This window comes from Enterobacter sp. PL_is511, assembly GCF_055816065.1.
In genome coordinates this window covers 173,899-200,572 of sequence record NZ_JBVPGP010000024.1, presented here as the reverse complement: position 1 = coordinate 200,572, position 26,674 = coordinate 173,899, and the positions used below count along the sequence as shown (strand labels likewise).

Sequence of the window (26,674 nt, the reverse complement as noted above, 5' to 3'; positions counted from 1 at the left end):
GGTTTTTATGCTTATCGTTGTTCCGGTCCTTATTTTCGTTGCGCTGGTTATCGTGGGCGCCGGCGTCAAAATTGTCCCTCAGGGTTATCAGTGGACCGTTGAGCGTTTCGGTCGATACACCAACACACTCCAGCCTGGCTTAAGCCTGATTGTTCCGTTCATGGACAGAATTGGTCGCAAGATCAACATGATGGAGCAGGTTCTGGACATTCCGTCCCAGGAAGTGATCTCCAAGGATAACGCCAACGTCACCATCGACGCCGTCTGCTTTATTCAGGTGATTGATGCGCCAAAAGCAGCCTATGAGGTCAGCAACCTGGAGCTGGCGATCGTCAACCTGACGATGACCAACATCCGTACCGTGCTCGGCTCGATGGAGCTGGACGAGATGCTTTCCCAGCGCGACAGCATCAACACCCGCCTGCTGCACATTGTCGACGAGGCAACGAACCCGTGGGGGATCAAGGTCACCCGCATCGAGATCCGCGACGTGCGCCCACCGGCGGAGCTGATCGCCTCCATGAACGCCCAGATGAAGGCCGAGCGTACCAAGCGCGCCTATATTCTGGAAGCCGAAGGGGTGCGTCAGGCGGAGATCCTCAAAGCGGAAGGTGAAAAACAGTCGCAAATCCTGAAAGCGGAAGGCGATCGTCAGTCCGCATTCTTACAGGCTGAAGCGCGTGAACGGTCGGCCGAAGCGGAAGCCCGCGCTACCCAAATGGTGTCTGAGGCGATTGCCGCCGGTGATATCCAGGCCGTGAACTACTTTGTCGCGCAAAAATATACCGACGCGCTGAAACAGATTGGCTCGGCGAACAACAGCAAAGTGGTGATGATGCCGCTGGATGCCAGCAGCCTGATGGGCTCTATCGCCGGTATTGCCGAACTGATCAAGGACAGCGGAAACGAGCGTAAAAAATGATTGAGCTGATCGTTGCACATCCTCATGCCTTCTGGCTAAGCCTCGGTGGCTTATTGCTGGCGGCGGAGATGCTGGGCGGCAACGGCTACCTGCTCTGGAGCGGTGTTGCTGCCGTCATTACGGGTCTTCTGGTCTGGATCCTTCCCCTGGAGTGGGCGTGGCAGGGCGCACTGTTTGCTGTGCTGACGCTGGTAGCCGCCTGGCTGTGGTGGCGCTGGCTCAACCGGCGGGTTAACGAGCAGAAACCGCTGGACGCGCACCTTAACCAGCGCGGACAGCAAATAGTCGGCAAACGTTTTACGCTCGACACCGCCCTGGTAAACGGGCGGGGGCATATGCGGGTGGGCGACAGCTCGTGGCCGGTGGTCGCCGACGACGACCTCAGCGCCGGCACGCGGGTTGAGGTCATTGCGGTGGAAGGCATTACCCTGCGGGTGAAAGCCTGTTAGGCAGAGGCCTTACGATGGCAGCAGCCGGCAAGATTGTCGATTATCGGGCAGTCGGCGCTGTCATCCCCCGGACAGGATTCCGCGAGCTGCAGCAGCTGTTCGCGCATCGCCTGCAGCTCGGTGATATGACGTTCAATCTCGGCCACCTTTTCCAGCGTGCGTTTTTTCACGTCGGCGCTGTGACGCTTCGGATCGTTGAACAGGTTAACCAGCTCGCCGCACTCTTCCAGATTAAACCCGACCTGTCTTGCCTGGCGCAGTAGCGTCAGCTCATCAATATGCAGTTTCGTATAGCTGCGGTAGCCGTTTTCGCTGCGCAGCGGCGGCGTGACCAGCCCCTTCTCTTCATAAAAGCGGATTGCCTTGCTGGTTAAGCCGGTTTTTTTTGCCACATCACTGATATTCACATTTCCCCCTTGACCTTCCCCTTGATGGAAGGTTTAACCTTCATAACAGTTAGTGAAAAGCGTTACTCCGGTCAACAACTGACCAAAATATTATACGGGAGTTTTGTTATGTCTCACACTATTGACCTGACGCTGGACGGCCTCTCCTGCGGCCACTGCGTCAAACGCGTTAAAGAAAGCCTGGAACAGCGCCCTGACGTTGAAAGCGCTGAGGTGACTATCGATCATGCCGCCGTCACCGGAAGCGCTAGCGCGGATGCGCTGATCGATACCATCAAGCAGGCCGGTTACGGGGCGGAGTTAAGCCACCCAAAGGCTAAACCGCTGGCAGAGTCATCATCCCCGTCGGAAGCACTGACAGCGGCCACTCCTGAGCTTCCGGTAGCTGATGATATTGATGACAGCCAACAGCTGCTGATCAACGGCATGAGCTGCGCCAGCTGCGTCTCCCGGGTACAAAACGCCTTGCAGGCCGTACCGGGCGTCGCGCAGGCACGGGTCAATCTTGCGGAGCGTACTGCGCTGGTGATGGGCAGTGCCTCCGCCGCAGATTTAGTGCAGGCCGTTGAGAAAGCGGGCTACGGGGCGGAGGCCATCGAAGATGATGCCGAGCGCCGCGAGCGCCAGCAGGAAACGGCTATCGCCACCATGAAGCGCTTCCGCTGGCAGGCCATCGTTGCCCTGCTGGTCGGTATTCCGGTGATGGTCTGGGGGATGATCGGCGACAACATGATGGTTACCGACGACAACCGCACGCTGTGGCTGGTGATTGGTCTGATTACCCTTGCGGTGATGGTGTTTGCAGGCGGACATTTCTATACCAGCGCCTGGAAGAGCCTGAAAAATCGCACCGCGACGATGGATACGCTGGTGGCGCTCGGTACCGGCGCAGCATGGCTCTATTCGATGAGCGTGAACGTCTGGCCCCAGTGGTTCCCGATGGAAGCGCGGCATCTCTATTATGAAGCCAGCGCGATGATTATCGGCCTGATTAACTTAGGCCATATGCTGGAAGCCCGCGCCCGTCAGCGCTCCTCGAAAGCGCTGGAAAGATTGCTCGATTTAACCCCACCGACGGCCCGCGTGGTCACGGACGAAGGGGAAAAGAGCGTCCCGCTGGCCGAGGTTCAGCCGGGCATGACGCTGCGTCTGACCACCGGCGACCGGGTTCCCGTTGACGGTAAGATAACCCAGGGCGAAGCCTGGCTGGATGAAGCGATGCTGACCGGGGAGCCTATCCCTCAGCAGAAATCAGACGGCGACGCCGTGCATGCCGGTACGGTCGTGCAGGACGGCAGCGTGCTGTTCACCGCCAGCGCCGTCGGCAGCCACACCACGCTGTCGCGTATTATCCGCATGGTGCGCCAGGCGCAGAGCAGCAAGCCGGAAATTGGCCAGCTTGCTGACAGAATCTCGGCCATTTTTGTGCCGGTGGTGGTTGGTATTGCCCTGCTGAGTGCGGCGATCTGGTATGTCTTCGGCCCCGCGCCGCAGATTGTTTATACCCTGGTGATCGCCACCACGGTACTGATCATCGCCTGTCCTTGCGCCCTTGGTCTGGCGACGCCGATGTCGATCATCTCCGGCGTTGGCCGCGCGGCCGAATTTGGCGTACTGGTGCGGGACGCGGACGCGCTGCAGCGAGCCAGCACCCTCGACACGCTGGTGTTTGATAAAACCGGCACGCTGACGGAAGGTAAACCGCAGGTGGTCGCCGTCCACACCGTGGGCGTGACGGAAGAGGATGCACTGCGTCTCGCCGCCGCGCTGGAGCAAGGGTCCAGCCATCCGCTGGCGCGCGCCATTCTCGATAAAGCGAATGCTTCTTCCCTGCCGCAGGTCAGCAATTTCCGCACCCTGCGCGGGCTCGGCGTCAGCGGCGAAGCAGAAGGCCACGCCCTGCTGCTGGGCAACCAGGCATTGCTCAATGAAAACGGTATTGATACCACCGCGCTGGAAAGCGAGCTGAAAGCGCAGGCGTCTCAGGGCGCCACGCCGGTTCTGCTGGCGGTGGATGGCAAAGCCGCCGCGCTGCTGGCCGTGCGCGATCCGCTTCGCCAGGACAGCGTGGACGCCCTGCAGCGCCTGCACCGTGCCGGTTACCGTCTGGTAATGCTGACCGGGGATAACCCGACCACCGCCAACGCCATCGCGAAAGAAGCGGGAATTGATGAGGTGATTGCGGGCGTACTGCCGGACGGTAAAGCGGACGCCATCAAGAAACTGCAAAGTCAGGGTCGTCAGGTGGCGATGGTCGGCGACGGCATCAACGATGCCCCGGCGCTGGCCCAGGCTGACGTGGGGATTGCGATGGGTGGCGGGAGCGATGTCGCCATTGAAACCGCTGCCATCACGCTGATGCGCCATAGCCTGATGGGCGTTGCCGACGCGCTGGCCATTTCAAAAGCCACGCTGCGCAACATGAAGCAGAACCTGCTGGGGGCGTTTATCTATAACTCACTCGGCATCCCGATTGCTGCCGGTATTTTGTGGCCGCTGACCGGCACGCTGCTTAATCCGGTGGTCGCGGGTGCGGCGATGGCGCTCTCCTCCATCACCGTGGTCAGCAACGCCAACCGGCTGCTGCGGTTTAAACCGAAGGATTGAACCTTGTACCCGTACGCGCTAGCATGAACCTTTCCGTTCATGGAGCGCGTATGGGTCTGTTTAATCGTATAAAAACATCGTTTCGCGCCCTTTTCCCTCGCCGTTACGCCTGGCCCGGTCTGGATATCTCGCTCCCCGGCGGGCAACACCTGCACCTGGTCGGCAGCATCCATATGGGTACGCAGGATATGTCTCCCCTGCCACCCGGCCTGATCAAACTGCTGAAACACGCCGACGCGCTGGTCGTTGAAGCGGACATTTCGGGTCAGGAGTCACCGTTTGCCGGGCTCGAGAGCGATCTCACCCTGGCGGAGCGCCTGGATGAAACCCAGCTTGCGGAACTGACGCGGGTCGCGGATGAGACGGGCGTCTCGCTCTCTATGATTGACACCCTGCCGCTCTGGCAAATCGCGATGGTATTACAGGCTACGCAGGCGCAGCGTCTGGGCCTGCGCGGTGATTACGGCATTGATTACCAGCTGCTGAACGCGGCAAGGGCGCGCAGTTTGCCCATCATCGAGCTGGAGGGGACGGACAGCCAGATTGCGCTTCTGCGGCAGCTTCCCGACGACGGCTTGATGCTGCTGGATGATACGTTGACCCACTGGCACACCAACGCGCGCCTGCTGCAGACCATGATTGGCTGGTGGCTGGATGCGCCGCCTGAGGACGGTAAGCTGGCGTTACCGTCGACGTTCAGCGAATCGCTGTATGATGTGCTGATGAATGCGCGCAACAAAGCCTGGCGGCAAACGCTGCATGCTTTACCTGCCGGGCATTACGTGGTGGCGGTTGGGGCGTTACATTTGTACGGAGAAGGGAATTTGCCGTCACTGTTAAAATAAAAAAATGGCCAATATTTCTATTGGCCCGTCAAAGAGGAATTTCATCGTTTTTATTATGCCGAAGGAGACCTTCGGTTGAGCCGATTGTCGCTCAAAGTGACCATCACTGCCAATACTATTGCGCAAGATGGTGCTATTTTTTAGACAAACGTCAGGCGTATGCTGTTGGCATGATTTGTCTGTCGTAAGAAGGATAGCTATGACTCCCGCCGTTAAATTACTCGAAAAAAACAACATTTCTTTCCGGATCCACACTTACGATCACGATCCGAACGAGACCAACTTTGGTGATGAAGTGGTGCGCAAGCTGGGGCTGAACGCTGACCAGGTTTATAAAACGCTGCTGGTGGCGGTGAACGGCGATATGAAGCACCTCGCCGTCGCGGTGACTCCCGTGGCAGGACAGCTGGACCTTAAGAAAGTCGCCAAAGCGCTGGGGGCGAAGAAGGTGGATATGGCCGATCCGATGGTGGCGCAGCGCACCACGGGCTACCTGGTGGGTGGGATCAGCCCGCTCGGACAGAAAAAACGCCTGCCGACGCTGATCGATGCCCCTTCACAGGAATTTGACACCATCTTTATCTCCGGCGGCAAACGCGGGCTGGACATTGAGCTGGCGGCGGACGATCTGGCGAAAATGCTGGACGCGAAGTTTGCGGATATTGCCCGCCGGGATTGAGGAAATTGCCCGGTGGCGCTGCGCTTACCGGGCCTACGGTTCGGATGTAGGCCGGGTAAGGCGAAGCCGCCACCCGGCACAAAATCCCCGCACTACTGCCAGCTCACCTCACCTTTCGGCTCATACGCATTCACGTCAATCGGTGAATTCTGCTCGATGAACTGCTTCAGCACTTCGGCATCGATAAAGCCGGTATTCACGTATCCCGGTTTATTATCAATATGCGGATAGCCGTCGCCGCCCGTGGCGTTAAAGCTTAACGTCGCCAGACGGTACGTTTTAGCCGGGTCAACCGGTTCGCCTTTGATCTTCAGGTCGTTAAGCTTGCCGTCTTTCGCGACGAAGCTGACGTTAGCAAACTGCGGATAGGCCCCGGAATCTGGCTTCATCTGCGCCACGGCGGTCAGGTAGTCAACAACCTCTTTCCCACTCATGTCGGCATAGACCACCACGTTGCCGAACGGCTGTACCTTCAGGACGTCTTTATAGGTGATGTTTCCGCCTTCGATGGAATCACGAATGCCACCGCCGCTCATTACGCCAAAGTCAGCGCCGGTGCGCGCTATTTGCGCCGCCAGCACCAGGTGTCCCATGTTGGTCTGCACGAAGCGAACTTTACTGCGGTCCCCTTCCAGGCGGCCATTGAGCGTGCCAATCTTCACGTCCAGCTGCGCCTTGCCTTTGTTCTGGAACGGCGTCAGCAGGGAGAGCATCTGCTGGTTCTCTGCAATTTCAGGCGTGTAAAGTACGCGCTCACTTTTCCCGTCCGGGTAGGTGACCTTCTTCTTCAGGTTGACCGGAATGAGTTGGTAGTGGACCAGCTTCATCTCGCCGTTACGGAACTCGAAATCTGCACGACCCACGTATTTGCCCCACTCGTGCGCCTGTACGATCCAGATACCGTTCTGACGGTCCGGCGCGCACGGCGTGCCCGGCACGTAGTCCACCTGCTTTTTGTTCTCCGAGGCCATACACACCGGATCCTGTGAGTGACCGCCCACAATCATTGCCAGCGAGCCTGCCGGCAGGCTGCGCGCCATCTCGACGTCGCCGGGAGCATTGGAGCCGTGCTCACCGTTGTCGTAGTGCCCCATGTGGGTGGTGGCGATAATCACGTCCGGCTTTTCGTTTTGCTGCAGCTCCTGAATCACCAGCTTCGCTTCGTCTGCCGGTTTGCGGAATTCGATATCGGTAAAGAACTCGGGGTTACCAATTTTCGCCGTATCGTCAGTGGTTAAGCCGATGACCGCGATCTTCAGATCCTGACGCTTAAACAGCGCCCACGGCTTAAACAGGCGTTCGCCGGTGCTTTTCTGATAAATATTGGCTGAGAGGAACGGGAATTTGGCCCATTTTTCCTGCTGACGCAGCACGGTCAGCGGATTATCAAACTCATGGTTACCCACGGCCATCGCGTCGTAGCCAATCAGATTCATGCCGCGAAAGTCGGGTTCGGCGTCCTGCAAATCGGATTCCGGCACGCCGGTATTAATATCACCGCCTGAGAGCAACAGTACGCTGCCGCCCTGAGCCGCCACCTCTTTGCGAATGCCATCCACCAGCGTTTTTTGTGCCGACAGGCCATATTCGCCGTATTCACTGCGCCAGAAGTGACCGTGGTGGTCGTTGGTATGCAGAATGGTAATTTTATAGGTTTTGTCTTTTTCATACGCCTGCGCGGGCAGGCTTACCAGCCCCCACGCCGCGATGAGCGCCAGCGCGACGCCCCGCTTCATTAACTTCATCTTCTCTCTCCCTGACCAATAGACAAAGGCAGAAATTACAGTGACTAATAAGAATAGACAAATAAGTTTTCATAATTGCGACTTTCTTCAAATGTCCCGGGCGGGTATGTTAGTCGGATAATAATTACACCCTGCATCTCTAATAACTAAAGACGTGGTACTTCTCTCTATGGCAATCAGTGAATCAACCCAGCCCGCTCCGGGCGCGCCGGCGTCGCCGCCTGCATCGCGCACCTCCTTTAAAGTCTTAGGCGCAATCAGTCTCTCGCACCTGCTCAACGACATGATTCAGTCGTTGATTCTGGCGATTTATCCGCTGCTGCAGTCTGAGTTCTCACTCACCTTCGTGCAGATCGGGATGATCACCCTGACCTTCCAGCTGGCTTCGTCGCTGCTGCAGCCGGTGGTGGGCTACTGGACGGATAAATACCCGATGCCGTGGTCGCTGCCGGTTGGCATGTGCTTTACCTTAAGCGGGCTGGTGCTGCTGGCCATGGCCGGGAGTTTTGAAGCCGTGCTGATCGCCGCCGCGCTGGTGGGTACCGGCTCGTCCGTGTTCCATCCGGAGTCCTCCCGCGTGGCACGGATGGCGTCCGGTGGTCGTCACGGCCTGGCGCAGTCGCTCTTCCAGGTGGGCGGTAACTTTGGTAGCTCCCTGGGCCCATTGCTGGCGGCGGTGATCATCGCGCCGTATGGCAAAGGCAACGTGGCCTGGTTTGTGCTGGCCGCACTGCTGGCGATTATCGTGCTGGCACAGATCAGCCGCTGGTATGCCGCTCAGCATCGCGTGAACAAAGGGAAACCTAAAGCGAAGGTTATTAATCCCCTGCCGCGCAATAAGGTTATCCTGGCCGTATCCGTGCTGCTGGTGCTGATTTTCTCGAAATACTTCTATATGGCGAGCATCAGCAGCTATTACACCTTTTATCTGATGCAAAAATTCGGATTATCGGTACAAAACGCGCAGATCCATCTGTTTGCCTTCCTGTTCGCCGTCGCGGCCGGTACGGTCATTGGCGGGCCTGTGGGTGATAAGATTGGGCGTAAATATGTCATTTGGGGCTCTATCCTCGGCGTGGCGCCGTTTACCCTTATTTTGCCGTACGCGAGCCTTGAATGGACGGGGATTTTAACCGTGATTATTGGTTTTATCCTCGCTTCTGCGTTTTCCGCCATTCTGGTTTATGCCCAGGAGCTGCTGCCTGGCCGTATCGGTATGGTTTCCGGACTCTTTTTCGGTTTCGCCTTCGGCATGGGCGGGCTTGGCGCAGCGGTGTTAGGGATGGTTGCGGATCACACCAGCATCTTCCTGGTTTATAAAATCTGCGCTTTCCTGCCGCTTCTTGGGATGTTAACCATATTCCTGCCTGATAACCGGCATAAAGCCTGAATTACGGGTAGCCAAAGTTTTACTTTGGCTACCTGACACCCTGATGCCATAAGGGTTTCTTCTTCATCCCCTCTCTGAATTTATCAAAATGCGCTTTTTTACGTGCATATTGCTGTTTTATTCAAACTTCAACAATTATTCATAAACATAAGGGTAAAAATTGTCATAAACTATTACTCGGTTTTTTGGTTTTCGCCAAAAAGGAACACCCACAACGAAAGGAGACGGAATGCACCACGCCACACCGCTTATCACCACCATTGTTGGTGGACTTGTGCTCGCTTTTATCCTCGGCATGATTGCCAATAAACTGCGTATTTCTCCTCTTGTCGGCTATCTGCTGGCAGGTGTTCTGGCGGGACCGTTCACGCCAGGTTTCGTTGCGGATACCAAACTGGCACCTGAACTGGCGGAATTGGGCGTGATTCTGCTGATGTTTGGCGTCGGTCTGCATTTTTCCCTGAAGGATTTGATGGCGGTAAAGTCGATTGCCATACCGGGAGCGATCGCCCAGATAGGGGTGGCGACGCTGCTGGGGATGGCGCTTTCGGCCGTACTGGGCTGGTCGCTGATGACCGGCATCGTATTTGGGCTGTGTCTCTCAACCGCCAGTACCGTGGTGCTGCTGCGCGCGCTTGAGGAGAGACAGCTGATTGACAGCCAGCGCGGGCAGATCGCGATTGGCTGGCTGATTGTGGAAGACCTGGTCATGGTCCTGACGCTGGTACTCCTGCCTGCCGTCGCCGGGATGATGGAAAAAGACAACGTCGGCTTCGCCTCGCTGGCGCTGGATATGGGCATCACCATTGGTAAGGTTGTGGCGTTTATCGCCATCATGATGCTGGTGGGCCGCCGTCTGGTACCGTGGATCATGTCCCGCAGCGCGGCGACCGGCTCACGCGAGCTGTTTACCCTCTCCGTGCTGGCGCTGGCGCTGGGCATCGCCTTTGGTGCCGTTGAGCTGTTTGATGTCTCCTTTGCCCTGGGTGCGTTCTTCGCCGGGATGGTGCTGAACGAGTCCGAGCTGAGCCACCGCGCGGCGCACGATACGCTACCGCTGCGCGATGCCTTCGCCGTGCTGTTCTTCGTCTCCGTCGGGATGCTGTTTGACCCGATGGTCCTGATCCATCAACCGCTGGCCGTGCTGGGCACGCTGGCGATCATCATCTTTGGTAAGTCGCTTGCCGCCTTCTTCCTGGTGCGAATGTTCGGTCACTCTCCGCGGACGGCGCTGACCATTGCCGCCAGCCTGGCACAGATTGGTGAGTTCGCCTTTATTCTGGCCGGTCTGGGCATGGCTCTGAATCTGCTGCCGCAGGCGGGGCAAAACCTGGTGCTGGCGGGGGCGATCCTGTCGATCATGCTGAACCCGGTGCTGTTTGCCCTGCTGGAAAAATACCTCGATAAAACCGAAACGCTGGAAGAGCAGACGCTCGAAGAGGCCATCGAAGAAGAGAAGCAGATCCCGGTTGATATTTGCAACCACGCTCTGCTGGTCGGCTTTGGCCGCGTGGGCAGCCTGCTCGGTGAAAAGCTGATGGCACAGGGCATTCCGCTGGTGGTGATTGAGACCTCACGCACCCGCGTCGACGAGCTGCGCGAGCGCGGTATTCGTGCGGTGCTGGGCAATGCGGCGAACGAAGAGATCATGAATCTGGCGCATCTGGACTGCGCCCGCTGGCTGCTGCTGACCATTCCTAACGGCTATGAAGCGGGTGAGATTGTGGCTTCCGCACGCGCGAAGTGCCCAACAATTGAGATTATCGCCCGGGCGCACTATGACGACGAGGTGGAGTACATTACCGAGCGCGGTGCAGATAAGGTGGTGATGGGCGAGCGCGAGATTGCTAACACCATGCTGACGCTGCTGGAAAAACCGCCAGTTGAAGAGGCGGTGACGGGGTAAGTTTGGTGCGGTCTGATTCCCTCACCCTGGCCCTCTCCCACGGGGAGAGGGAACAAACATTAAAAAAGGCAACTTACGTTGCCTTTTTACATTTACCGATCCCAATAAGCCTCTTCGAGGCTGTCTTCCCGTTCCGGCAGGCCACGCGTTAAGCGCGGTGAGTGCTGGTTCAGTACCTGATAGCTCACGCGGTTGGCGTACTTACACACCTGCGCCAGCGACGAATAGGTCAGCCAGCTGAACTTGTGCTTGCTGGAGTTCGGCACGTTGGTTTTGTGGTAGGCGTTCGCGGTGATGTCATGCAGCAGCGCGGCCAGCGCGCCGTCGCCCGCGCCGTTGGTGTTCATGATCTTCTCCGGACCACCCATATATGGCGCGATGTGAGAGTAGATCCGCAGCGGGTTGATGCAATCCTGATGGCGCATACCGCGGCTGAACTCGTACTGGTTAAACTCGGCAATCGCGCCGGGCAGCAGCGGGTGTTGGGTCTTGCGTTTGCTCTCTTCCTCCGTGAAGCCGGCCATATACAGCCCAACCGGGCCCGCGGTGCAGAGCACCAGGTCCACCCAGTCCAGCGCTTTGTCAGACGCCAGCAGCGGATCGCTTTCGCCGGTCAGCGCTTCGGCCTCCTCTTCGTTCATCGCCAGAATCGAGACGTGCTCTTTCAGGAAGGCCTGCCACCACTCCGGGTTATCGGCGATAACGAATTTCGTGCCCAGCGTCAGAACGACCGGCACGTTGTATTTCTTCGCATACTCAATCGCCTTCATGGTCGCTTCCGGCATGGGCTCACCCGGCTTGCAGCGCACCAGGTAGGAGGTCAGCACCAGCGCCGAGGCGCCCGCGATCACCTCTTCAGGAATACTCTCGGCGCGCAGCTTGTTCATGTGGCCAGGGCTGATGGCAAAGGTACGCTCCCCGGATTCGCCGATCAGCGTGAAGCAGCGGCCAATAGGCCCGTCAACGCCCTGCAGGTAGTTCAGATCGGTACGGCTGGAGGTGTTGCAGAGATAGCGGTAGGCATAGCCACCAATTTCGATATTGCTGCACATCACGCCGAGCAGCACCGAGCGGTCGTCTGCCAGCACGGAGTAGTTATGCATGGTATTGCCGATGGTACCGCCGGCGAACTGATGGGTAATCAGGTTTTCGCGCACCAGCTCCTGGTACAGCGCTTCGGCAACGTCATCCTCAATCACCAGCGAGTGTCCGGCGCTCAGACCGTAACGGGCGACGAACGCATCATCCACTTTCGCCTCAATGTCCACCAGCGTCTGATCGATACCGACGACCCACGCCGCGCTGGTTTCATTTTCTGGCTGGATTTGCTGCAGGAGCGGATCGCGGGCATCGACGGGAAAGTAGTGTTTGGATTTGCGTTTACCGGGAAATTTCATGGTCTGAACTGTACGAAGAATATGGGCCGGGAATGGTAGCACAAACCCGGCCCGGAGTGCGATCAGCGGCTGTTCGTCACCAGTGAGACCATCATGTCGATATGCTCAGGCGAGTCGTTAAGCGCCGGAATGTACTCGTACTTTTCGCCGCCAGCCTCCAGGAAAAATTCCCGGTTTTGCACCGCGATCTCCTCCAGCGTTTCCAGACAGTCTGCCGAGAAGCCCGGCGACATCACCTGAATATGCTTCACGCCCTTCTCACCGAGCATTTTGAGGGTTTCATCGGTGTACGGCGTCAACCACGGCTCGCGGCCGAAGCGCGACTGGAAGGTCATCATCACCTTCTCCGGCGGCAGGCCAAGGGCGGAGACCAGCTCGCGCGTGGTATCTCGGCAGCGCTGCGGGTAATCATCACCCTCGTTAGCGAAACGCTGCGGGATCCCGTGATAGGAAAGCAGCAGCAGATCCGGCTCGCCGTGCTTTTCAAACGACGCGCGCGCGCTGTTGGCAAGCGCCTTGATGTAGAGCTCGTTATCCGCGTAGTCGCGAATAAAGGTCACACCCGGAATGCGGCGGCGGGTCGCCAGAATGCGGGCCAGCTCGTCCCAGACGGCGGCCACCGTCGAGCAGGAGTACTGCGGGTAGAGCGCCAGCACGACGATATGGTCCACGCCCTGCGCCAGCAGGGATTCTACCGCGCTTTCCAGGGAGGGTTTTCCGTAGCTCATGCCGAGCGCGACGGGCATGTCCGGCAGGCGGGCGGCCAGCGCTTTTTCCTGACGGCGGCTGTAAACCATCAGCGGCGAGCCCTCTTCCATCCAGACAGACTGATAGAGTTTGGCGACGCGCGGAGAACGAATCGGCAGAATGACGCCACGCAGCAGCGGCCACCACAGCAGTCTCGGAAAATCCACGACGCGCGTGTCGCTTAAAAACTGTCGCAGGTAGCGTTTTACCGCGTCTGATGTAGGTGCTTCTGGAGTGCCCAGATTGGCAAGCAGGATGCCGGTTTTCGCCTGACTCATTCACGCCTCTTAACCATTTGATAGGTTGTCAATTGTAGCGGAAATGCGTTTAAACGAAACCCATTGCTGTAATAGGTAAGATGAGAATATTTCTCACCCGGAGGGCCCGGGTGAGAGAAATGCAATTAGCCGAGGATTTTTTCCAGCTCTGCACGTACGTCAGCCACGGCTTTGGTGCCGTCAACTTTAGCGTATTTGGTGTTACCCGCCTGCGCTTCTTTGGTGTAGTAGCCGATCAGCGGCGCGGTCATCTGATGGTATTCCACCAGGCGCTTGCGCACGGTCTCTTCCTGATCGTCTTTACGGGTGGTCAGCTCTTCGCCGGTCACGTCGTCTTTGCCTTCAACCTTAGGCGGGTTGAATTTGATGTGGTAAACGCGGCCAGAAGCAGCGTGTACGCGACGGCCAACGATGCGGTCAACGATCAGCTCGTCCGGTACGTCGAACTCCAGAACGTAGTCCACGTTGATGCCCGCTTCTTTCATGGCGTCAGCCTGAGGAATGGTGCGTGGGAAGCCGTCCAGCAGGAAACCGTTACGGCAGTCTTCCTGAGCAATGCGCTCTTTGACCAGAGCAATTACCAGCTCGTCGGTCACCAGCTTGCCTGCGTCCATGATGTCTTTCGCCTGTTTACCCAGCTCGGAGCCAGATTTTACAGCGGCGCGCAGCATATCACCGGTGGAGATTTGCGGAATACCGTATTTCTCCATGATGAACTGAGCCTGAGTTCCTTTACCCGCGCCCGGAGCGCCAAGCAGAATAATACGCATTGCGAAAATCCCCTCAAAAGTCGTTTCAATTTTTCAAAAGCGCTAAACAATACCACCAGAACGGGCATCGCTCAAGGAAGGCAGGAAGGCTGAAACGGTTAACGGGGGGAGATTATTTGGGAGGGTGCGAGGGATCCCCCTCACCCTAACCCTCTCCCCAAAGGGGAGAGGGAACTTGAACACCCTCTCCCCTTTGGGGAGAGGGCAGGGTGAGGGGCAGGTGTTTAATTACGCCAGCAGCAGCGCATTCACACGTTTAATGAACAGGTTAGGATCTTCCAGCGTGCCGCGCTCGGCCAGCAGGGACTGATCCAGCAGCAGTTCAACCCACTCGGCAAAGCGGGCGTCGTCCTGGGTATCCGCCGCGCGTTTCACCAGCGGATGATCCGGATTAAGCTCAAAGATATATTTCACTTCCGGCATCGCCTGGCCCGCCGCCGCAAACAGTTTCGCCATCTGAGTGCCCATTTCGTCGGCATCGGTGGTGACGATGGCTGGGGTGTCGGTCAGACGGTGCGTGAAGCGCACCTCTTTCACGCGGTCGCCCAGCAGGGTTTTCACGCGCTCAACGAACGGCTCCAGCGCCTTCTCGGCTTCTTTCGCGCTTTCGTCCACTTCATCCGCCAGCTTGTCGATGGACTCGTCGGCTTTGGCTACAGACTGGAAGGATTTACCGTCGAACTCGGTCAGGTAGTTCATCATCCACTCGTCGATGCGATCAGAAAGCAGCAGCACTTCGATGCCTTTCTTGCGCAACAGCTCCAGGTGCGGGCTGCTCTTCGCCGCCGCGTAGCTGTCGGCGGTGATGTAGTAGATCTTCTCCTGCCCTTCTTTCATGCGGGAGACGTACTCTTCCAGCGACACGGTCTGCGCGGAGGAGTCGGTATGCGTTGAGGCGAAGCGCAGCAGTTTGGCGATGGTTTCAACGTTCGCGGTGTCTTCTGCCGGGCCTTCTTTCAGCACCAGGCCAAACTGTTTCCAGAAGGTCTGATATTTTTCCGCATCGTCTTTCGCCAGTTTTTCCAGCATCTGCAGCGCACGTTTGGTCAGGGCGTTGCGCAAGTTACGGGTGACGGTGCTGTCCTGCAGAATTTCACGGGAGACGTTCAGCGGCAGATCGTTAGAATCGATCAGGCCGCGCACAAAGCGCAGGTAGTTCGGCATGAACTGCTCGGCGTCGTCCATGATAAAGACGCGCTGCACGTACAGCTTCAGACCGTGCTTGTGATCGCGGTTCCACATGTCCCACGGCGCCTGTGTCGGAATGTACAGCAGGCTGGTGTACTCCTGCTTACCTTCCACACGGTTGTGGCTCCAGGTCAGCGGGTCGGTAAAATCGTGGGCGATGTGCTTGTAGAATTCGTTGTACTCGTCGTCTTTAATTTCAGACTTGTTGCGCGTCCACAGCGCCTGCGCCTTGTTGATTTTCTCCCAGGAAACCACGGTTTCGCCGTCTTTCTCTTCCTGTTTTTCTATCTCGACCGGCAGGGCGATATGATCGGAATATTTGCTGATGATGGAGCGCACGCGCCAGTCGTTCAGGAAATCGTCTTCCCCTTCACGCAGGTGCAGGGTGATTTCGGTGCCGCGATCCGCTTTGGTGATGTCATCAACGGTGTATTCGCCTTCCCCTTTGGATTCCCACAGCACGCCGTTCTCGGCGCTGTCGCCCGCCGCGCGGGTACGCACAGTAACTTTGTCGGCCACGATAAACGCCGAGTAGAAACCGACACCGAACTGACCGATGAGCTGGCTGTCTTTCGCCTGGTCCGAGCCCATGGACTCGAGGAACGCTTTGGTGCCGGATTTGGCGATGGTGCCGAGGTGGTCGATCACCTCGTCGCGGTTCATCCCGATGCCGTTATCGGCGATGGTCAGGGTGCGGTTCTCCTTATTGAACGAGACGCGCACGCGCAGCTCGCCGTCGCCTTCGTACAGATCCGGGTTAGACAGCGCGCGGAAGCGCAGCTTGTCCGCCGCATCGGATGCGTTGGAAATCAGCTCACGCAGGAAAATTTCTTTGTTGGAATACAGGGAATGGATCATCAGGTGCAGAAGCTGTTTTACTTCTGACTGGAAACCACGGGTTTCTTGTCCTTTCATCTATGTCGACCTCAACAATGCCATTTAATGGGGTTTTAAAACGTTGAGTGAGAGATGGGGATACGGGGGGAAATTTTCAAGCGGAGGCCGCGCGCGCAGCCTCCGTTTGGTCAGAAAATAATCTTGTGACGCCCGGCCAGAGAGTGTGACAGCGTGGTGCCGTCCACCATCTCCAGCTCGCCGCCGACCGGCACGCCGTGGGCGATGCGGCTGGCGTCAACGCCGTACTGCGAGCACAGCTCGGCGATGTAGTTGGCGGTTGCCTCCCCTTCCACCGTCGGGTTGGTGGCGAGGATCACCTCTTTGATGGTTTCGGACTCAAGACGCTGTTCAAGGCGGTCAAGACCGATATCATCCGGACCAATGCCGTCGAGCGGGGAGAGATGCCCCATCAGCACGAAGTAGCGGCCGGAAAACTGCCCGGTTTGTTCGATGGCGTAGATGTCCGCAGGACTCTCCACCACGCAAATCTGACCGTTTTCCTGACGACGCGGGTTCGTACAGATGTTACACACGTCCTGCTCGGTAAAGGTGCGGCAATCCGCACAGTGACCAATTTCTGACATGGCGCGGGTTAAAGCCTGCGCCAGGCGCATCCCGCCGCTGCGGTCGCGCTGCAATAGCGTAAACGCCATGCGCTGCGCCGACTTCGGGCCAACGCCCGGCAGGCAGCGCAGTGCTTCCATTAACTGCGTGAGCAGCGGACTGGTTTGCATCAGAATGGCATCTTGAAGCCAGGCGGCAGCTGCATACCGCTGGAAACAGAGGCCATTTTCTCTTTCTGAGTTTCGTCGATACGGCGAGCGGCATCGTTAAACGCGGCTGCAACCAGATCTTCCAGCATCTCTTTGTCGTCTTCGAGCAGGCTTGGGTCGATTTCCACGCGACGGCAGTTGTGCGCACCGTTGATGGTCACCTTGACCAGACCGGCACCGGACTCACCCGTGACTTCCAGCTGAGCGATCTCTTCCTGCATCTTCTGCATTTTTTCCTGCATCTGCTGAGCCTGCTTCATCAGGCCACCCAGACCGCCTTTTCCACCAAACATAGGCTTCTCTCTTTTTCACGTTTAAGGATTACAACCGTAAGTCAGACTCACGATCAAATGGGGCGAATACTCTCTTCATCCAGATCGGCGTCGAAGAACCGGCGCAGGGTCTGAATGTTGTTATCCGCAATAATCGCCTCGCGCGCCTGCGCGAGCTTTTCTTCATAAATGGCCTGGCGCCACTCGAGCGGCGTTTTCACTGCCGGATTATCATCTTCAATGATAGTCAATTCAACCGGCGCGCCCTGTAATGTGGCGAGCGCCTCGGCCAGCGCCTTTTGCGCACCAGGGGAATTGAGGTGCCGCTGGCCCGGACGCAGGTGCAGACGCACCTGATTGCCGTCCTGCTCTTTCCAGGCGTTCAACGCGACCTGCTCCACCAGCTTCGGCAGCTGGAGTTTGCTGACCTCAGCGGCCCAGGCGTCGCGCGCAATGGACTCTTCGGCAAGCTTCGCGGAAAGCTCCGGCGTTTTCTCATGCTCCAGCGCCTTTTTCAGCGCTTTCGGCGTGGCGACCTCTTCCTTCACCTCTTCGGTGATGGTGGTTGCCTTCCAGCGGTAAGCCTCTTCTTTCACCGGGGCTTTCTGCTCGAGCGCGGACGGTGCCGGACGCGACTGTACGCGCTCCGTTACCGAGGCCAGTCGTTCAAGCGCGGCGTTGTTCACCGGCCGCGCTCTTCCTGGCGCTGCCGGTTCACTCTTTTTTGGTTTGGTTACTCCCTGGGCACGCTGCAGCTGGCTGCGTGCGGCAAGCACCGAACTGGTGGCATCCGACAGCGGTACGTTCTGCTGCGGCGGCGGTGTCGGCTGCGGTGGCACCTGCTGCGGCGACATCACCGCCGTAGGGGCGACCGGCGCGAAAGACTGCCGCGGCACTTCCGGCTCCGGCAATGGCATGCGCGGGTGGAACGCCAGCGCGCGCAGCAGCGTCATTTCAACGCCCATACGCGGATCCGGCGCGAACGGTAACTCTTTGCGGCCAATCAGCAGCGTCTGGTAGTACAGCTGCACGTCGGCAGGCGGCACGGTGCGGGCAAGTTCACGCATCCGCTGTTCAATGGTCGCCATATCCGCACCAATGGCGGAGGGAGAAAGCTGCAGCATAGCCACGCGGTGCAGCAGGCTGAGCATCTCAACCAACAGCCCTTCCCACTCAATACCCCGGGCAGCGGCGGCATTCACCTGCGACATCACGCGTTCGCCGTTGGCGGCAATCATTGCTTCGATAAGCGACAGCGCCTGATCGTCATCCAGCGTGCCGAGCATAGTGCTGACCGCCTCGGTGGAGAGCTTGCCGTCACCGCTGGCAATCGCCTGGTCGGTCAGGCTGAGCGCATCACGCAGGCTGCCGTCCGCCGCGCGGGCCAGCAGCTGCAGGGCGCGCGGTTCGTGGACAATCTTCTCTTCATCAAGAATATGCTCAAGCTGCGCGCGGATCTGCTCAACGTCCAGCGCCTTCAGATGGAACTGCAGGCAGCGCGACAGGATCGTGACTGGCAGCTTTTGCGGATCGGTGGTCGCCAGCAGGAACTTCACGTGCGCGGGCGGCTCTTCCAGCGTTTTCAGCAGAGCGTTAAAGCTGTGGCGCGACAGCATGTGCACTTCATCGATCAGGTAGACCTTGAAGCGGCCGCGCGCCGGGGCGTACTGCACGTTATCGAGCAGATCGCGGGTATCTTCCACTTTGGTGCGCGAGGCGGCGTCGATCTCGATCAGATCGACAAAACGCCCCTGCTCGATCTCCCGACAGTTATCACACACGCCGCACGGCGTGGCGGTGATCCCGGTTTCGCAGTTGAGACCTTTTGCCAGCAAACGGGCAATAGAGGTCTTACCGACGCCGCGGGTGCCGGAAAAAAGATAGGCGTGATGGATGCGACCTAGCGACAAGCCGTTCGCCAGGGCCGTCAGCACATGTTCCTGACCGACAACGTCAGCAAAGGTTTGTGGTCGCCATTTACGGGCTAACACCTGATAACTCATGGGCAGGCTCTGCAACGCTGGAAGGTGAATTTATGGAGGGGAATGCTATCACAACCTCACCCATTGAGCGAGGTTGTGAAAACCGGGATTAGTGACCCGGGAAAGGCACCAGGCAATAGCTGGTAATACCCTGTTTTTCCAGGCGCTGTTCACCGCCGAGATCGAACAGGTTGATGATGAAGGCCGCGTCGGTCACTTCCCCACCCAGACGACGGATCAGCTTCACGGTCGCTTCAATGGTGCCGCCGGTTGCCAGCAGATCGTCGACCACCAGCACTTTGTCGCCCGGCTTGATCGCATCAACGTGGATCTCCAGCTGATCGGTGCCGTACTCCAGCTCGTAGCTTTCTGCGATGGTTTCACGCGGCAGCTTGCGCGGCTTACGCACCGGCACAAAACCCACGCCCATTGCCAGCGCAACCGGTGCGCCAAACAGGAAACCACGGGCTTCGGTACCTACTACTTTGGTGATCCCGGCGTTTTTATAACGCTCGACCAGCAGTTCAATGCTGAGCGCGTACGCTTTCGGGTCTTCCAGCAAGCTGGTGACATCACGGAAAAGAATGCCAGGCTTTGGATAGTCCTGGATGCTTTTGATGCTGTTTTTCAGATATTCAAGCTGCTGTGCAGTTGCGGTCATCGGTTTGTGCCTAAATAAAACAGTGTTACTCACAGCGCGCAACGAGTCGGCCAAGGCAACAATTGTTTAACCTTTGACCAGGCGCACCTGTGCTCGAAAACGGTCGAATTTACTGGCTGCGCGTGATAATTGCAACAGCCATGATGAGGCTTCAGTGCTTTTGTTGCTTTTCATCAACCACGGGGATCCGCCACATAAAGAAAAGCAGGCAGGTCAGGATCGCCAGCAGCAGAATACGTACCCACATCATTTTCACCAGCCATAATGAAATAGCGAAGGTGATGAGGATCACTGCGATCGCGCGCGGCTTCGCGCCGGGCGGCATGGCCCGGTGTTTTTGCCAGTGCCGCAGATAGCCGCCAAACCATGAGCGGTAGAGCAGCCAGTGGTGAAAACGCGGCGACGAGCGGGCGAAGCACCAGGCCGCCAGCAGGATAAATGGCGTGGTCGGCAGTAAGGGTAAAAACACACCCAGCGTGCCAAGCACTACCGCGAGCCAGCCAATGATGATTAAAATAGTACGCTTCATAATGCGAATCGTTATCAAACTGAACGGCTACTTTACCACTGGAGAGCGCCTTGAAAACAGCACTGCTTCTTGAGAGGCTGCAAAATCAGCTGATTGCTCTGCGGGAGCAGGCTACACCGCTAATGGGGCACGCCACGCTGAAGCCGCGCTTTGACCGACAGCTTTTTCGTACCCGCAGCACCGTTATTCAGGATTACCTGGCGGAAGCGCAGACGAATCTCGACGAGCTTCGCCATGCGGTTGAGAGTGAACAGCAGGAACAGGTGGCGTGGCTTGCGGCGCATCTCACCGAGCAGATCACCGCGCTGCATCGCGAAATCGCCGCCTGGCCGCTGCGCGCCTGGGACAGCGCCTCCCCGGGGCTCGGTAAATGGCAGCGCAAGCGGCTGGAGAACCAGGAGTTTGAACGCCGACTGTTTGAGATGAAGCGCGAACGCGAGGTGCGTCTGAACAACAGCGAAACGCTGGAAGAGCAGCAGCTATTGATGCGCGAGATTAGCGCGCTGGAAGGACGCATCGTCCGCTGCCGTCAGGCACTGGATGACATTGAGCGCGTCATTGAACGTTTGACCCGTTAACAGGAGCCACACCCATGTCACTGGAAAATGCACCCGATGAGGTCAAGCTGGCCGTCGATTTGATTATGCTGCTGGAGAATCATGAGATCCCCGCCGAAACGGTGCTTAAGGCACTGGAGATTGTACGGCGGGATTTTGAGGGGAAACTTCCCCCCCACTCTAACCCTCTCCCACAGGGAGAGGGAAAATAGATTAAGCCGGAGTCGGGTCGTCGCCCTTAATGTCGCGCTTCACTTCCGTATGCTCATCACCTTTCTCGTTACGCAGGTGAACCTCAAGCTGGTTGAAGGCGATATTAATATCGTTTTCACGGCACAGACGATCGATAGAACGGTTAAGTTCATCCACCGTGTAGCTGCGGTCACGCAGTTCACGCACGTATAAACGCAGTTCGTGATCCAGCGTACTCGGCCCAAAGGTGGTGAAGAAGACCGCCGGAGCCGGATCGTGCATCACTTTCGGATGCTCAGACGCCGCCTTCAGCAGCACCTCTTTCACCTTATCCAGATCCGATCCATAGGCCACGCCCAGGCGGATCACCACGCGCGTCACCGTATCCGAGAGCGACCAGTTGATCAGACGCTCGGTCACGAACGCTTTGTTCGGGATGATCACCTCTTTGCGATCGAAGTCGGTGATGGTGGTGGCACGAATACGGATCTTGCTGACCGTACCGGAGAAGGTACCGATGGTAACGGTATCGCCGATACGTACCGGACGTTCGAACAGGATGATCAGGCCGGAGACAAAGTTACCGAAGATTTCCTGCAGGCCAAAACCAAGACCGACCGAGAGGGCGGCCGCCAGCCACTGCAGTTTATCCCACGAGACGCCAAGCGAACCAAAGACCGTCATCGCCCCAACAATAATGATCACGTAGTTGAGGATCGTCGTAATGGCGTAGGACGCCCCCTGGCGAAGATTCAGACGTGACAGGAGCAGCACTTCGAGCAGGCCTGGCAGGTTGCGGATCAGCGCCCAGGCCACCACCGACGACACCAGCGCAAACAGCAGGCTGCCCATGGTCACGCTTTTCATGACCGCCGCGCCCGCTTCGGTACCGTTGTATTGCCAGAGGGTAATACTGTCGAGATAGGCGAAAACGGTAATAAGATCGGACCAGATAGCCCAGAACATCACCGCAAACAGGGCGATCATCACCAGCATGGTGATACGCAGCGTCTGCTGGTTAACCTGCTCCAGCGCGATGGTTGGCTCTTCCTGCGGCTCCGCGCCTTCGGCCCCCTCTTTCACCTGATGCTGACGACGCGCAATGGCACGGCGATAGGCGATGCGGCGGGCCGCCACGCTCAGGCCGCGCAGTACGGTCTGATAGAGCAGGTTCCAGACGATCACCAGATAGACCGTTTCAATCCAGCGCCCGGACAGGCGCAGCGTGGTATAGAAGTAGCCCGTTGCCGTCAGCACCATCAGCGCCAGCGGAATGATCGCCAGCACCGTCACGGTGGCCAGACGAATGTTGTGGGACTCTTTATCACGCCAGCTGTCGCGGCACATCGGCCACATCAGGATCGCAATCAGCAGCAGGTTCAGCAGGATGACCAGTTGCCCCAGCACATCATCCATCAGATGCAGCGGGGAAAGCTCAGAAACAACCGACCAGAAGTGCAGCGGCAGGAGCGCCAGGCTGATGCGCACAATCTGGCGACGCCAGTGGCTGGTCAGCTGCGCAGGCATGTTGAAATGACGCACCGCCACGCCGTCTTTTTCCAGCACCTTCCAGCACACGCCAAACACCAGCCAGAACAGCGCCAGTTTTTTACTGAACGCCCACAGCAGATCGCTGACGTTGAGCTGCATGGTGAGCAGAATCAGGCCCACAGCCAGAATAATCAGGCACACCGGCAGGGCGCGAATGAGATCGATCAGAATCGCTTTTGGCGTATGAAGCTGGCTATCGTTACGCAGTTGCCCCACTTCGGAGGCCAGCTTCGCCTGGTATTTTTTCAGCCAGGCCAGACGCCAGCGGATCAGGCCAGCAATCAGCAGCAGCGGTAATCCCGCCAGCAAGGCAATCGTCACCGCAGGCCAGGCTTTCTCCCAGTTTACGGTGATCTTCATGCTCTTGATCTGCGTTTTAAGCGTCTCAGGGAAGGATTTAATCCAGTCCCAGTCCATCGGTTTGTTGCTGTTTACCCAGAAAATCTGCTGGGTCAGGATCTCCTGCAGACTTTTCGAGACGCTCACCAGCTGCTGCTGGTTGATTTGCAGGTTAATGGCCATCATCAGCTGGTTACCCAGCTGTTTGTTGAGCTGGTCCAGCAGCTCGCGACGCATATCGACGACCTGGAGCAGCGCGTCGTGCACTTCCGGGTTCACGTCGCTGGAATGGCCCTCTTCAATTTTGGCGACAAAGCTATCGCTCTGGAAAAGGGCATCGCGCTGCTGGTTGACGTCAAACTGTTCCAGACGCAAATCCGCGATGCGGTTGGTCATGTCTTCCAGCTCATCAGCGGACGGGAGCGTCTGCTGCTGCTGGTAGAGAATACGCGACAGCAGGAGGCTGCCCTTCAGGACCGCGATCTGCTCTTTGATGTTGCGCTCAGCCTGCAGCGCGCGATCCAGCCAGTTCTTCACTTTGATATTTTGCTGAACCAGTGAGTTACCCTTTTCCGTCGCCTGTATCAGGCGCTGGCTAAGCTGGTGGTTGGCGTCGAGCTCCTGTTTCACCAGCGGATTCGCCTGAATGCGGGCGGTCTCATCAGGCGATACGGCCTCCTGGGCGGTTTTTTCCGTCAGCGTCAGGCGCTTGCTGTTAACCGCCTCCTGCAACAGCTGAAGCTGGTGTTCAAGACGATTAATGTTGGCGGTGACGTAATCACGCTGTTTTTGCAGGGTGTCCTGCAGCACCGTATTCCCTTCCAGGCTTTTACGCTGCTGTTCAATCTGTGCGTTGAGCAACGTCTGCTGAACCAGCAGCAGCGTTTGCTGGGTCGGGCGCAGCGTGCCCTCTCCCACCGTCGTGCCGTTCAGACGGTTGCGGATCTGCTGCAGCTGCTGAGACGCGGAGTACATCAAGTTTTGCACGCGTTCCGGCTGGGTTTGCAGGGAGACAAGCTGGCTGTTATAGGTCGCGAGGTCGGACTGCGCGGTTTGCAGGTCGTCGAGCAGTTGCGCGACGCGCGATTCCAGCTGACGTAAAGAGAGCGTCGAGAGCGTCTTGCGCGTTTCGGTATCGTTATCGACGTCGCTCAGGGCGTTCAGTGATTCCGTCGCTTTGCGCATGTTTTCAGGAGCCTGCGCCACCTTCTGACGAAGCTGGGCGGTATCGGCTTTGACGCGTTCAATTTTATCCAGCGTTTCCAGCGTTTCCGTCAGATCCTGCTGGATGAGCTTATCCTGAGGAGAGAGCTCTTTTTGTTTGTTCAGCGCGTCGAGCTGCGACTGAACATCGCCACGCGAGGGAATGTCATTGCTGTTATCGGCGCGGGCCCAGGTCAGCGGCGCCGTGGCAAAGAAAAACAGCATCGCAAAGAGCAATGCAAAAACAGGATGTTGCGAGCGATTGATGGGCAGCATAGTTGTGAATGATGTCAGAAGATGACCGAAAATAGTCCGGCGTGAAGAATATCACGCTCGCCGGAAGCAGAATAGCGCGAACGTGAGCCTCTGAGATAAATCCTGGAAATGACTCAGGCAGTTAGCGACGGCGCGTCGCTGCGCAGCGACGGGCAGAGCTGTAGCATTTCCAGTAAAATCGCCACGTAGCTGCGGGCTTCCTCTTTGAGGTCAAAGGATTGCGGGGCAAACAGCCAGTTTTCCATCAGACCTGAAATGTAGCCGCGCATCAGGATAGCCGCCCGGCGGGTCAAGAGATTGGCCGGTAACAGCTTTGCCTGCATACACAAGTTCAGGTTCAGTTCGATACGGTCATAGCTTTCGAGGCTGAGGCTGCGTTGCGCCTGTTGCACCACCGCCATTTCGCCCACGAACTCGCATTTATGATAAATTATTTCCATCATTAATCTGCGACGTTCTTCAACTACCGTCGCTTCAAGGATATATACTAATATTTCTCTCATTACTGAGAGTGGATCATCAGGGAATTTTGCCCGATACTCACTCTCGAGATCGCTAATGCTGGACTCTGAAAGCTCCCAGATTTCACCGAACAGATCTGACTTATCTTTAAAATGCCAGTAAATCGCTCCCCGCGTCACACCGGCAGCCTGAGCAATTTGTGCCAGCGAGGTTGACGAAACACCCTGCTGAGAGAACAAACGTATTGCCACATCCAGAATGTGTTGTCGGGTTTCCAGCGCTTGTTGTTTAGTTTTTCGTGCCATAGGTGGGTGAATTTACAGGAGTCAGATTTACATACATTTGTGAATGTATGTACCATAGCATGACGATAATATAAACGCAGCAACGGGTTTTAGACTCAGGACCCTTGATCAATTTGAAATCGGACACTCGAGGTTTACATATGAACAAAAACAGAGGGTTAACGCCTCTGGCGGTCGTTCTGATGCTCTCAGGCAGCTTAGCGCTAACAGGATGTGACGACAAACCAGCTCAACAAGGAGCTCAGCAGGCGCCAGAAGTAGGCGTCGTGACGCTCAAATCTGAACCTCTACAAATCACCACCGAGTTACCAGGCCGTACAAATGCTTACCGCATTGCGGAAGTGCGTCCTCAGGTTAGTGGCATTATCCTGAAACGTAACTTCACCGAAGGCGGTGATGTGAAGGCCGGTGAGTCTCTGTATCAGATTGATCCCGCAACCTATCAGGCAAATTATGAAAGCGCGAAAGGTGACCTGGCGAAAGCACAGGCCGCAGCCAAAATTGCCCAGCTGACGGTGAATCGTTATCAAAAACTGCTCGGTACCAAGTACATCAGCCAACAGGATTACGATACCGCCCTGGCAGATGCGCAGCAGGCTAACGCAGCCGTAGTGGCAGCCAAAGCGGCGGTCGAAACCGCGCGCATTAACCTGGCCTATACCAAAGTGACCTCCCCTATCAGCGGTCGTATTGGTAAGTCTTCCGTCACGGAAGGGGCACTGGTGCAGAACGGTCAGACCACCGCGCTGGCGACCGTGCAGCAGCTTGATCCGATCTACGTTGACGTGACGCAGTCGAGCAATGATTTCCTGCGACTGAAACAGGAGCTGGCTAACGGCACCCTGAAACAGGAAAACGGCAAAGCCAAAGTGGAGCTGATTACCAACGACGGTATCAAGTTCCCGCAGGAAGGTACGCTGGAATTCTCTGACGTGACGGTCGACCAGACCACCGGTTCCATCACCTTACGTGCGATTTTCCCGAACCCTGACAAAAACCTGCTGCCAGGTATGTTCGTTCGCGCGCGTCTGGAAGAAGGAACGAATCCAACCGCCCTTCTGGTTCCACAGCAGGGTGTGACCCGTACGCCACGCGGCGATGCGAGCGCACTGGTTGTTGGAGCAGATGACAAAGTCGAAACGCGCAATATCACCGCCACCCAGGCGATTGGCGATAAATGGCTGGTGACGGAAGGTCTGAAAGATGGCGATCGCGTGATTGTTTCTGGTTTGCAAAAAGTTCGTCCTGGCGCGCAGGTTAAAGCACAGGAAGTGAAATCTGACGATAAACAACAAGCTTCGGCCGCTGGCCAGTCAGAACAAACCAAGTCTTAACTTAAACAGGA

The 26,674-nt window shown here is 57.3% G+C and carries 23 protein-coding genes and 1 other annotated feature; of the genes, 10 read left to right on the top strand and 13 right to left on the bottom strand.

Translation table 11 applies throughout. From position 1 onward, the window contains the following. Positions 1-7 precede the first annotated feature (7 nt). Both AC0TN7_RS16360 and AC0TN7_RS16355 read left to right on the top strand, forming a co-directional pair. Complete coding sequence (locus AC0TN7_RS16360) at positions 8-922, top strand: SPFH domain-containing protein (RefSeq protein ID WP_024906863.1); 915 nt, start codon at positions 8-10, stop codon at positions 920-922. Then, positions 919-1,371, top strand: coding sequence for an NfeD family protein (locus AC0TN7_RS16355; RefSeq protein WP_032646195.1), 453 nt, complete (start codon positions 919-921; stop codon positions 1,369-1,371). Before AC0TN7_RS16360 ends, AC0TN7_RS16355 begins: the two co-directional genes overlap by 4 nt. Here the strand turns inward: AC0TN7_RS16355 and cueR are convergent. After that, complete coding sequence (cueR, locus tag AC0TN7_RS16350; RefSeq protein ID WP_024906861.1) at positions 1,368-1,778, bottom strand: Cu(I)-responsive transcriptional regulator; 411 nt, start codon at positions 1,776-1,778, stop codon at positions 1,368-1,370. The genes AC0TN7_RS16355 and cueR overlap by 4 nt on opposite strands. Before the next feature lie 108 nt (positions 1,779-1,886). Between cueR and copA the strand changes: the two genes are divergently transcribed. From copA to ybaK, 3 genes are all read left to right on the top strand, one after another. Further along, the gene (copA, locus tag AC0TN7_RS16345; protein WP_267217125.1) at positions 1,887-4,385 is read left to right on the top strand and encodes a copper-exporting P-type ATPase CopA; all 2,499 of its coding nucleotides are present in this window, start codon (positions 1,887-1,889) and stop codon (positions 4,383-4,385) included. Positions 4,386-4,435: 50 nt separating this feature from the next. Further along, the gene (locus AC0TN7_RS16340; RefSeq protein ID WP_248163508.1) at positions 4,436-5,230 is read left to right on the top strand and encodes a TraB/GumN family protein; all 795 of its coding nucleotides are present in this window, start codon (positions 4,436-4,438) and stop codon (positions 5,228-5,230) included. Between the two features lie 199 nt (positions 5,231-5,429). Further along, a complete protein-coding gene (gene ybaK / locus AC0TN7_RS16335; RefSeq protein WP_045286621.1) occupies positions 5,430-5,909 on the top strand; it encodes a Cys-tRNA(Pro)/Cys-tRNA(Cys) deacylase YbaK in 480 nt (159 codons plus the stop codon). Between the two features lie 92 nt (positions 5,910-6,001). Here the strand turns inward: ybaK and ushA are convergent, their stop codons facing one another. Next, positions 6,002-7,654: a bifunctional UDP-sugar hydrolase/5'-nucleotidase UshA gene (gene ushA / locus AC0TN7_RS16330; protein WP_061715851.1), complete on the bottom strand. Its 1,653-nt coding sequence runs from the start codon at positions 7,652-7,654 to the stop codon at positions 6,002-6,004. Positions 7,655-7,823: 169 nt separating this feature from the next. Between ushA and AC0TN7_RS16325 the strand changes: the two genes are divergently transcribed. Both AC0TN7_RS16325 and ybaL read left to right on the top strand, forming a co-directional pair. Next, the gene (locus AC0TN7_RS16325; protein ID WP_024906857.1) at positions 7,824-9,044 is read left to right on the top strand and encodes an MFS transporter; all 1,221 of its coding nucleotides are present in this window, start codon (positions 7,824-7,826) and stop codon (positions 9,042-9,044) included. 229 nt (positions 9,045-9,273) lie between these two features. Continuing rightward, positions 9,274-10,950 (top strand): YbaL family putative K(+) efflux transporter, encoded by a 1,677-nt coding sequence (gene ybaL, locus AC0TN7_RS16320; RefSeq protein ID WP_024906856.1) that lies wholly within the window; start codon positions 9,274-9,276, stop codon positions 10,948-10,950. 92 nt (positions 10,951-11,042) lie between these two features. On the opposite strand, the gene AC0TN7_RS16315 is transcribed toward ybaL, so the two are convergent. The 9 genes from AC0TN7_RS16315 to AC0TN7_RS16275 form a co-directional block, all read right to left on the bottom strand. Beyond that, on the bottom strand, positions 11,043-12,347 hold the full coding sequence (locus tag AC0TN7_RS16315; protein ID WP_024906855.1) for an inosine/guanosine kinase: 1,305 nt from the start codon (positions 12,345-12,347) through the stop codon (positions 11,043-11,045). A gap of 62 nt (positions 12,348-12,409) precedes the next feature. Further along, positions 12,410-13,372 (bottom strand): ferrochelatase, encoded by a 963-nt coding sequence (gene hemH / locus AC0TN7_RS16310; RefSeq protein WP_032646187.1) that lies wholly within the window; start codon positions 13,370-13,372, stop codon positions 12,410-12,412. 125 nt (positions 13,373-13,497) lie between these two features. Next, positions 13,498-14,142 (bottom strand): adenylate kinase, encoded by a 645-nt coding sequence (gene adk, locus AC0TN7_RS16305; protein WP_006809841.1) that lies wholly within the window; start codon positions 14,140-14,142, stop codon positions 13,498-13,500. Positions 14,143-14,370: 228 nt separating this feature from the next. Continuing rightward, the gene (gene htpG / locus AC0TN7_RS16300) at positions 14,371-16,245 is read right to left on the bottom strand and encodes a molecular chaperone HtpG (protein ID WP_267217128.1); all 1,875 of its coding nucleotides are present in this window, start codon (positions 16,243-16,245) and stop codon (positions 14,371-14,373) included. A 110-nt stretch (positions 16,246-16,355) separates the two neighbouring features. Further along, a complete protein-coding gene (gene recR / locus AC0TN7_RS16295; RefSeq protein WP_008499298.1) occupies positions 16,356-16,961 on the bottom strand; it encodes a recombination mediator RecR in 606 nt (201 codons plus the stop codon). Next, positions 16,961-17,293, bottom strand: coding sequence for a YbaB/EbfC family nucleoid-associated protein (locus tag AC0TN7_RS16290; RefSeq protein WP_003858972.1), 333 nt, complete (start codon positions 17,291-17,293; stop codon positions 16,961-16,963). The genes recR and AC0TN7_RS16290 overlap by 1 nt, the downstream gene beginning before the upstream one ends. Positions 17,294-17,346: 53 nt before the next feature. Beyond that, positions 17,347-19,275: a DNA polymerase III subunit gamma/tau gene (dnaX, locus tag AC0TN7_RS16285; protein WP_024906852.1), complete on the bottom strand. Its 1,929-nt coding sequence runs from the start codon at positions 19,273-19,275 to the stop codon at positions 17,347-17,349. Further along, positions 17,953-18,017, bottom strand: a sequence feature (DnaX frameshifting element). (Overlaps the previous gene by 65 nt.) Positions 19,276-19,363: 88 nt before the next feature. Further along, positions 19,364-19,915: an adenine phosphoribosyltransferase gene (gene apt / locus AC0TN7_RS16280; RefSeq protein ID WP_006176947.1), complete on the bottom strand. Its 552-nt coding sequence runs from the start codon at positions 19,913-19,915 to the stop codon at positions 19,364-19,366. A 151-nt stretch (positions 19,916-20,066) separates the two neighbouring features. Continuing rightward, entirely contained in the window at positions 20,067-20,444 is a 378-nt protein-coding gene (locus tag AC0TN7_RS16275) for a DUF454 family protein (protein ID WP_024906851.1), read from the bottom strand. Between the two features lie 50 nt (positions 20,445-20,494). Between AC0TN7_RS16275 and priC the strand changes: the two genes are divergently transcribed. Both priC and rsmS read left to right on the top strand, forming a co-directional pair. Further along, a complete protein-coding gene (priC, locus tag AC0TN7_RS16270; protein ID WP_061715855.1) occupies positions 20,495-21,022 on the top strand; it encodes a primosomal replication protein N'' in 528 nt (175 codons plus the stop codon). Positions 21,023-21,036: 14 nt separating this feature from the next. Further along, the gene (gene rsmS, locus AC0TN7_RS16265; RefSeq protein ID WP_048991481.1) at positions 21,037-21,213 is read left to right on the top strand and encodes a pleiotropic regulatory protein RsmS; all 177 of its coding nucleotides are present in this window, start codon (positions 21,037-21,039) and stop codon (positions 21,211-21,213) included. Position 21,214: 1 nt separating this feature from the next. Here the strand turns inward: rsmS and mscK are convergent, their stop codons facing one another. Together mscK and acrR are read right to left on the bottom strand one after the other, a co-directional pair. Continuing rightward, positions 21,215-24,562, bottom strand: coding sequence for a mechanosensitive channel MscK (mscK, locus tag AC0TN7_RS16260; protein WP_248163504.1), 3,348 nt, complete (start codon positions 24,560-24,562; stop codon positions 21,215-21,217). Positions 24,563-24,675: 113 nt separating this feature from the next. Continuing rightward, positions 24,676-25,329 carry a multidrug efflux transporter transcriptional repressor AcrR gene (gene acrR / locus AC0TN7_RS16255; protein ID WP_024906848.1) on the bottom strand — a complete coding sequence of 218 codons (654 nt, stop codon included), beginning with the start codon at positions 25,327-25,329 and terminating at the stop codon, positions 24,676-24,678. Between the two features lie 140 nt (positions 25,330-25,469). Between acrR and acrA the strand changes: the two genes are divergently transcribed. Further along, on the top strand, positions 25,470-26,663 hold the full coding sequence (acrA, locus tag AC0TN7_RS16250) for a multidrug efflux RND transporter periplasmic adaptor subunit AcrA (protein ID WP_024906847.1): 1,194 nt from the start codon (positions 25,470-25,472) through the stop codon (positions 26,661-26,663). The last annotated feature ends 11 nt before the right edge of the window (positions 26,664-26,674 follow it).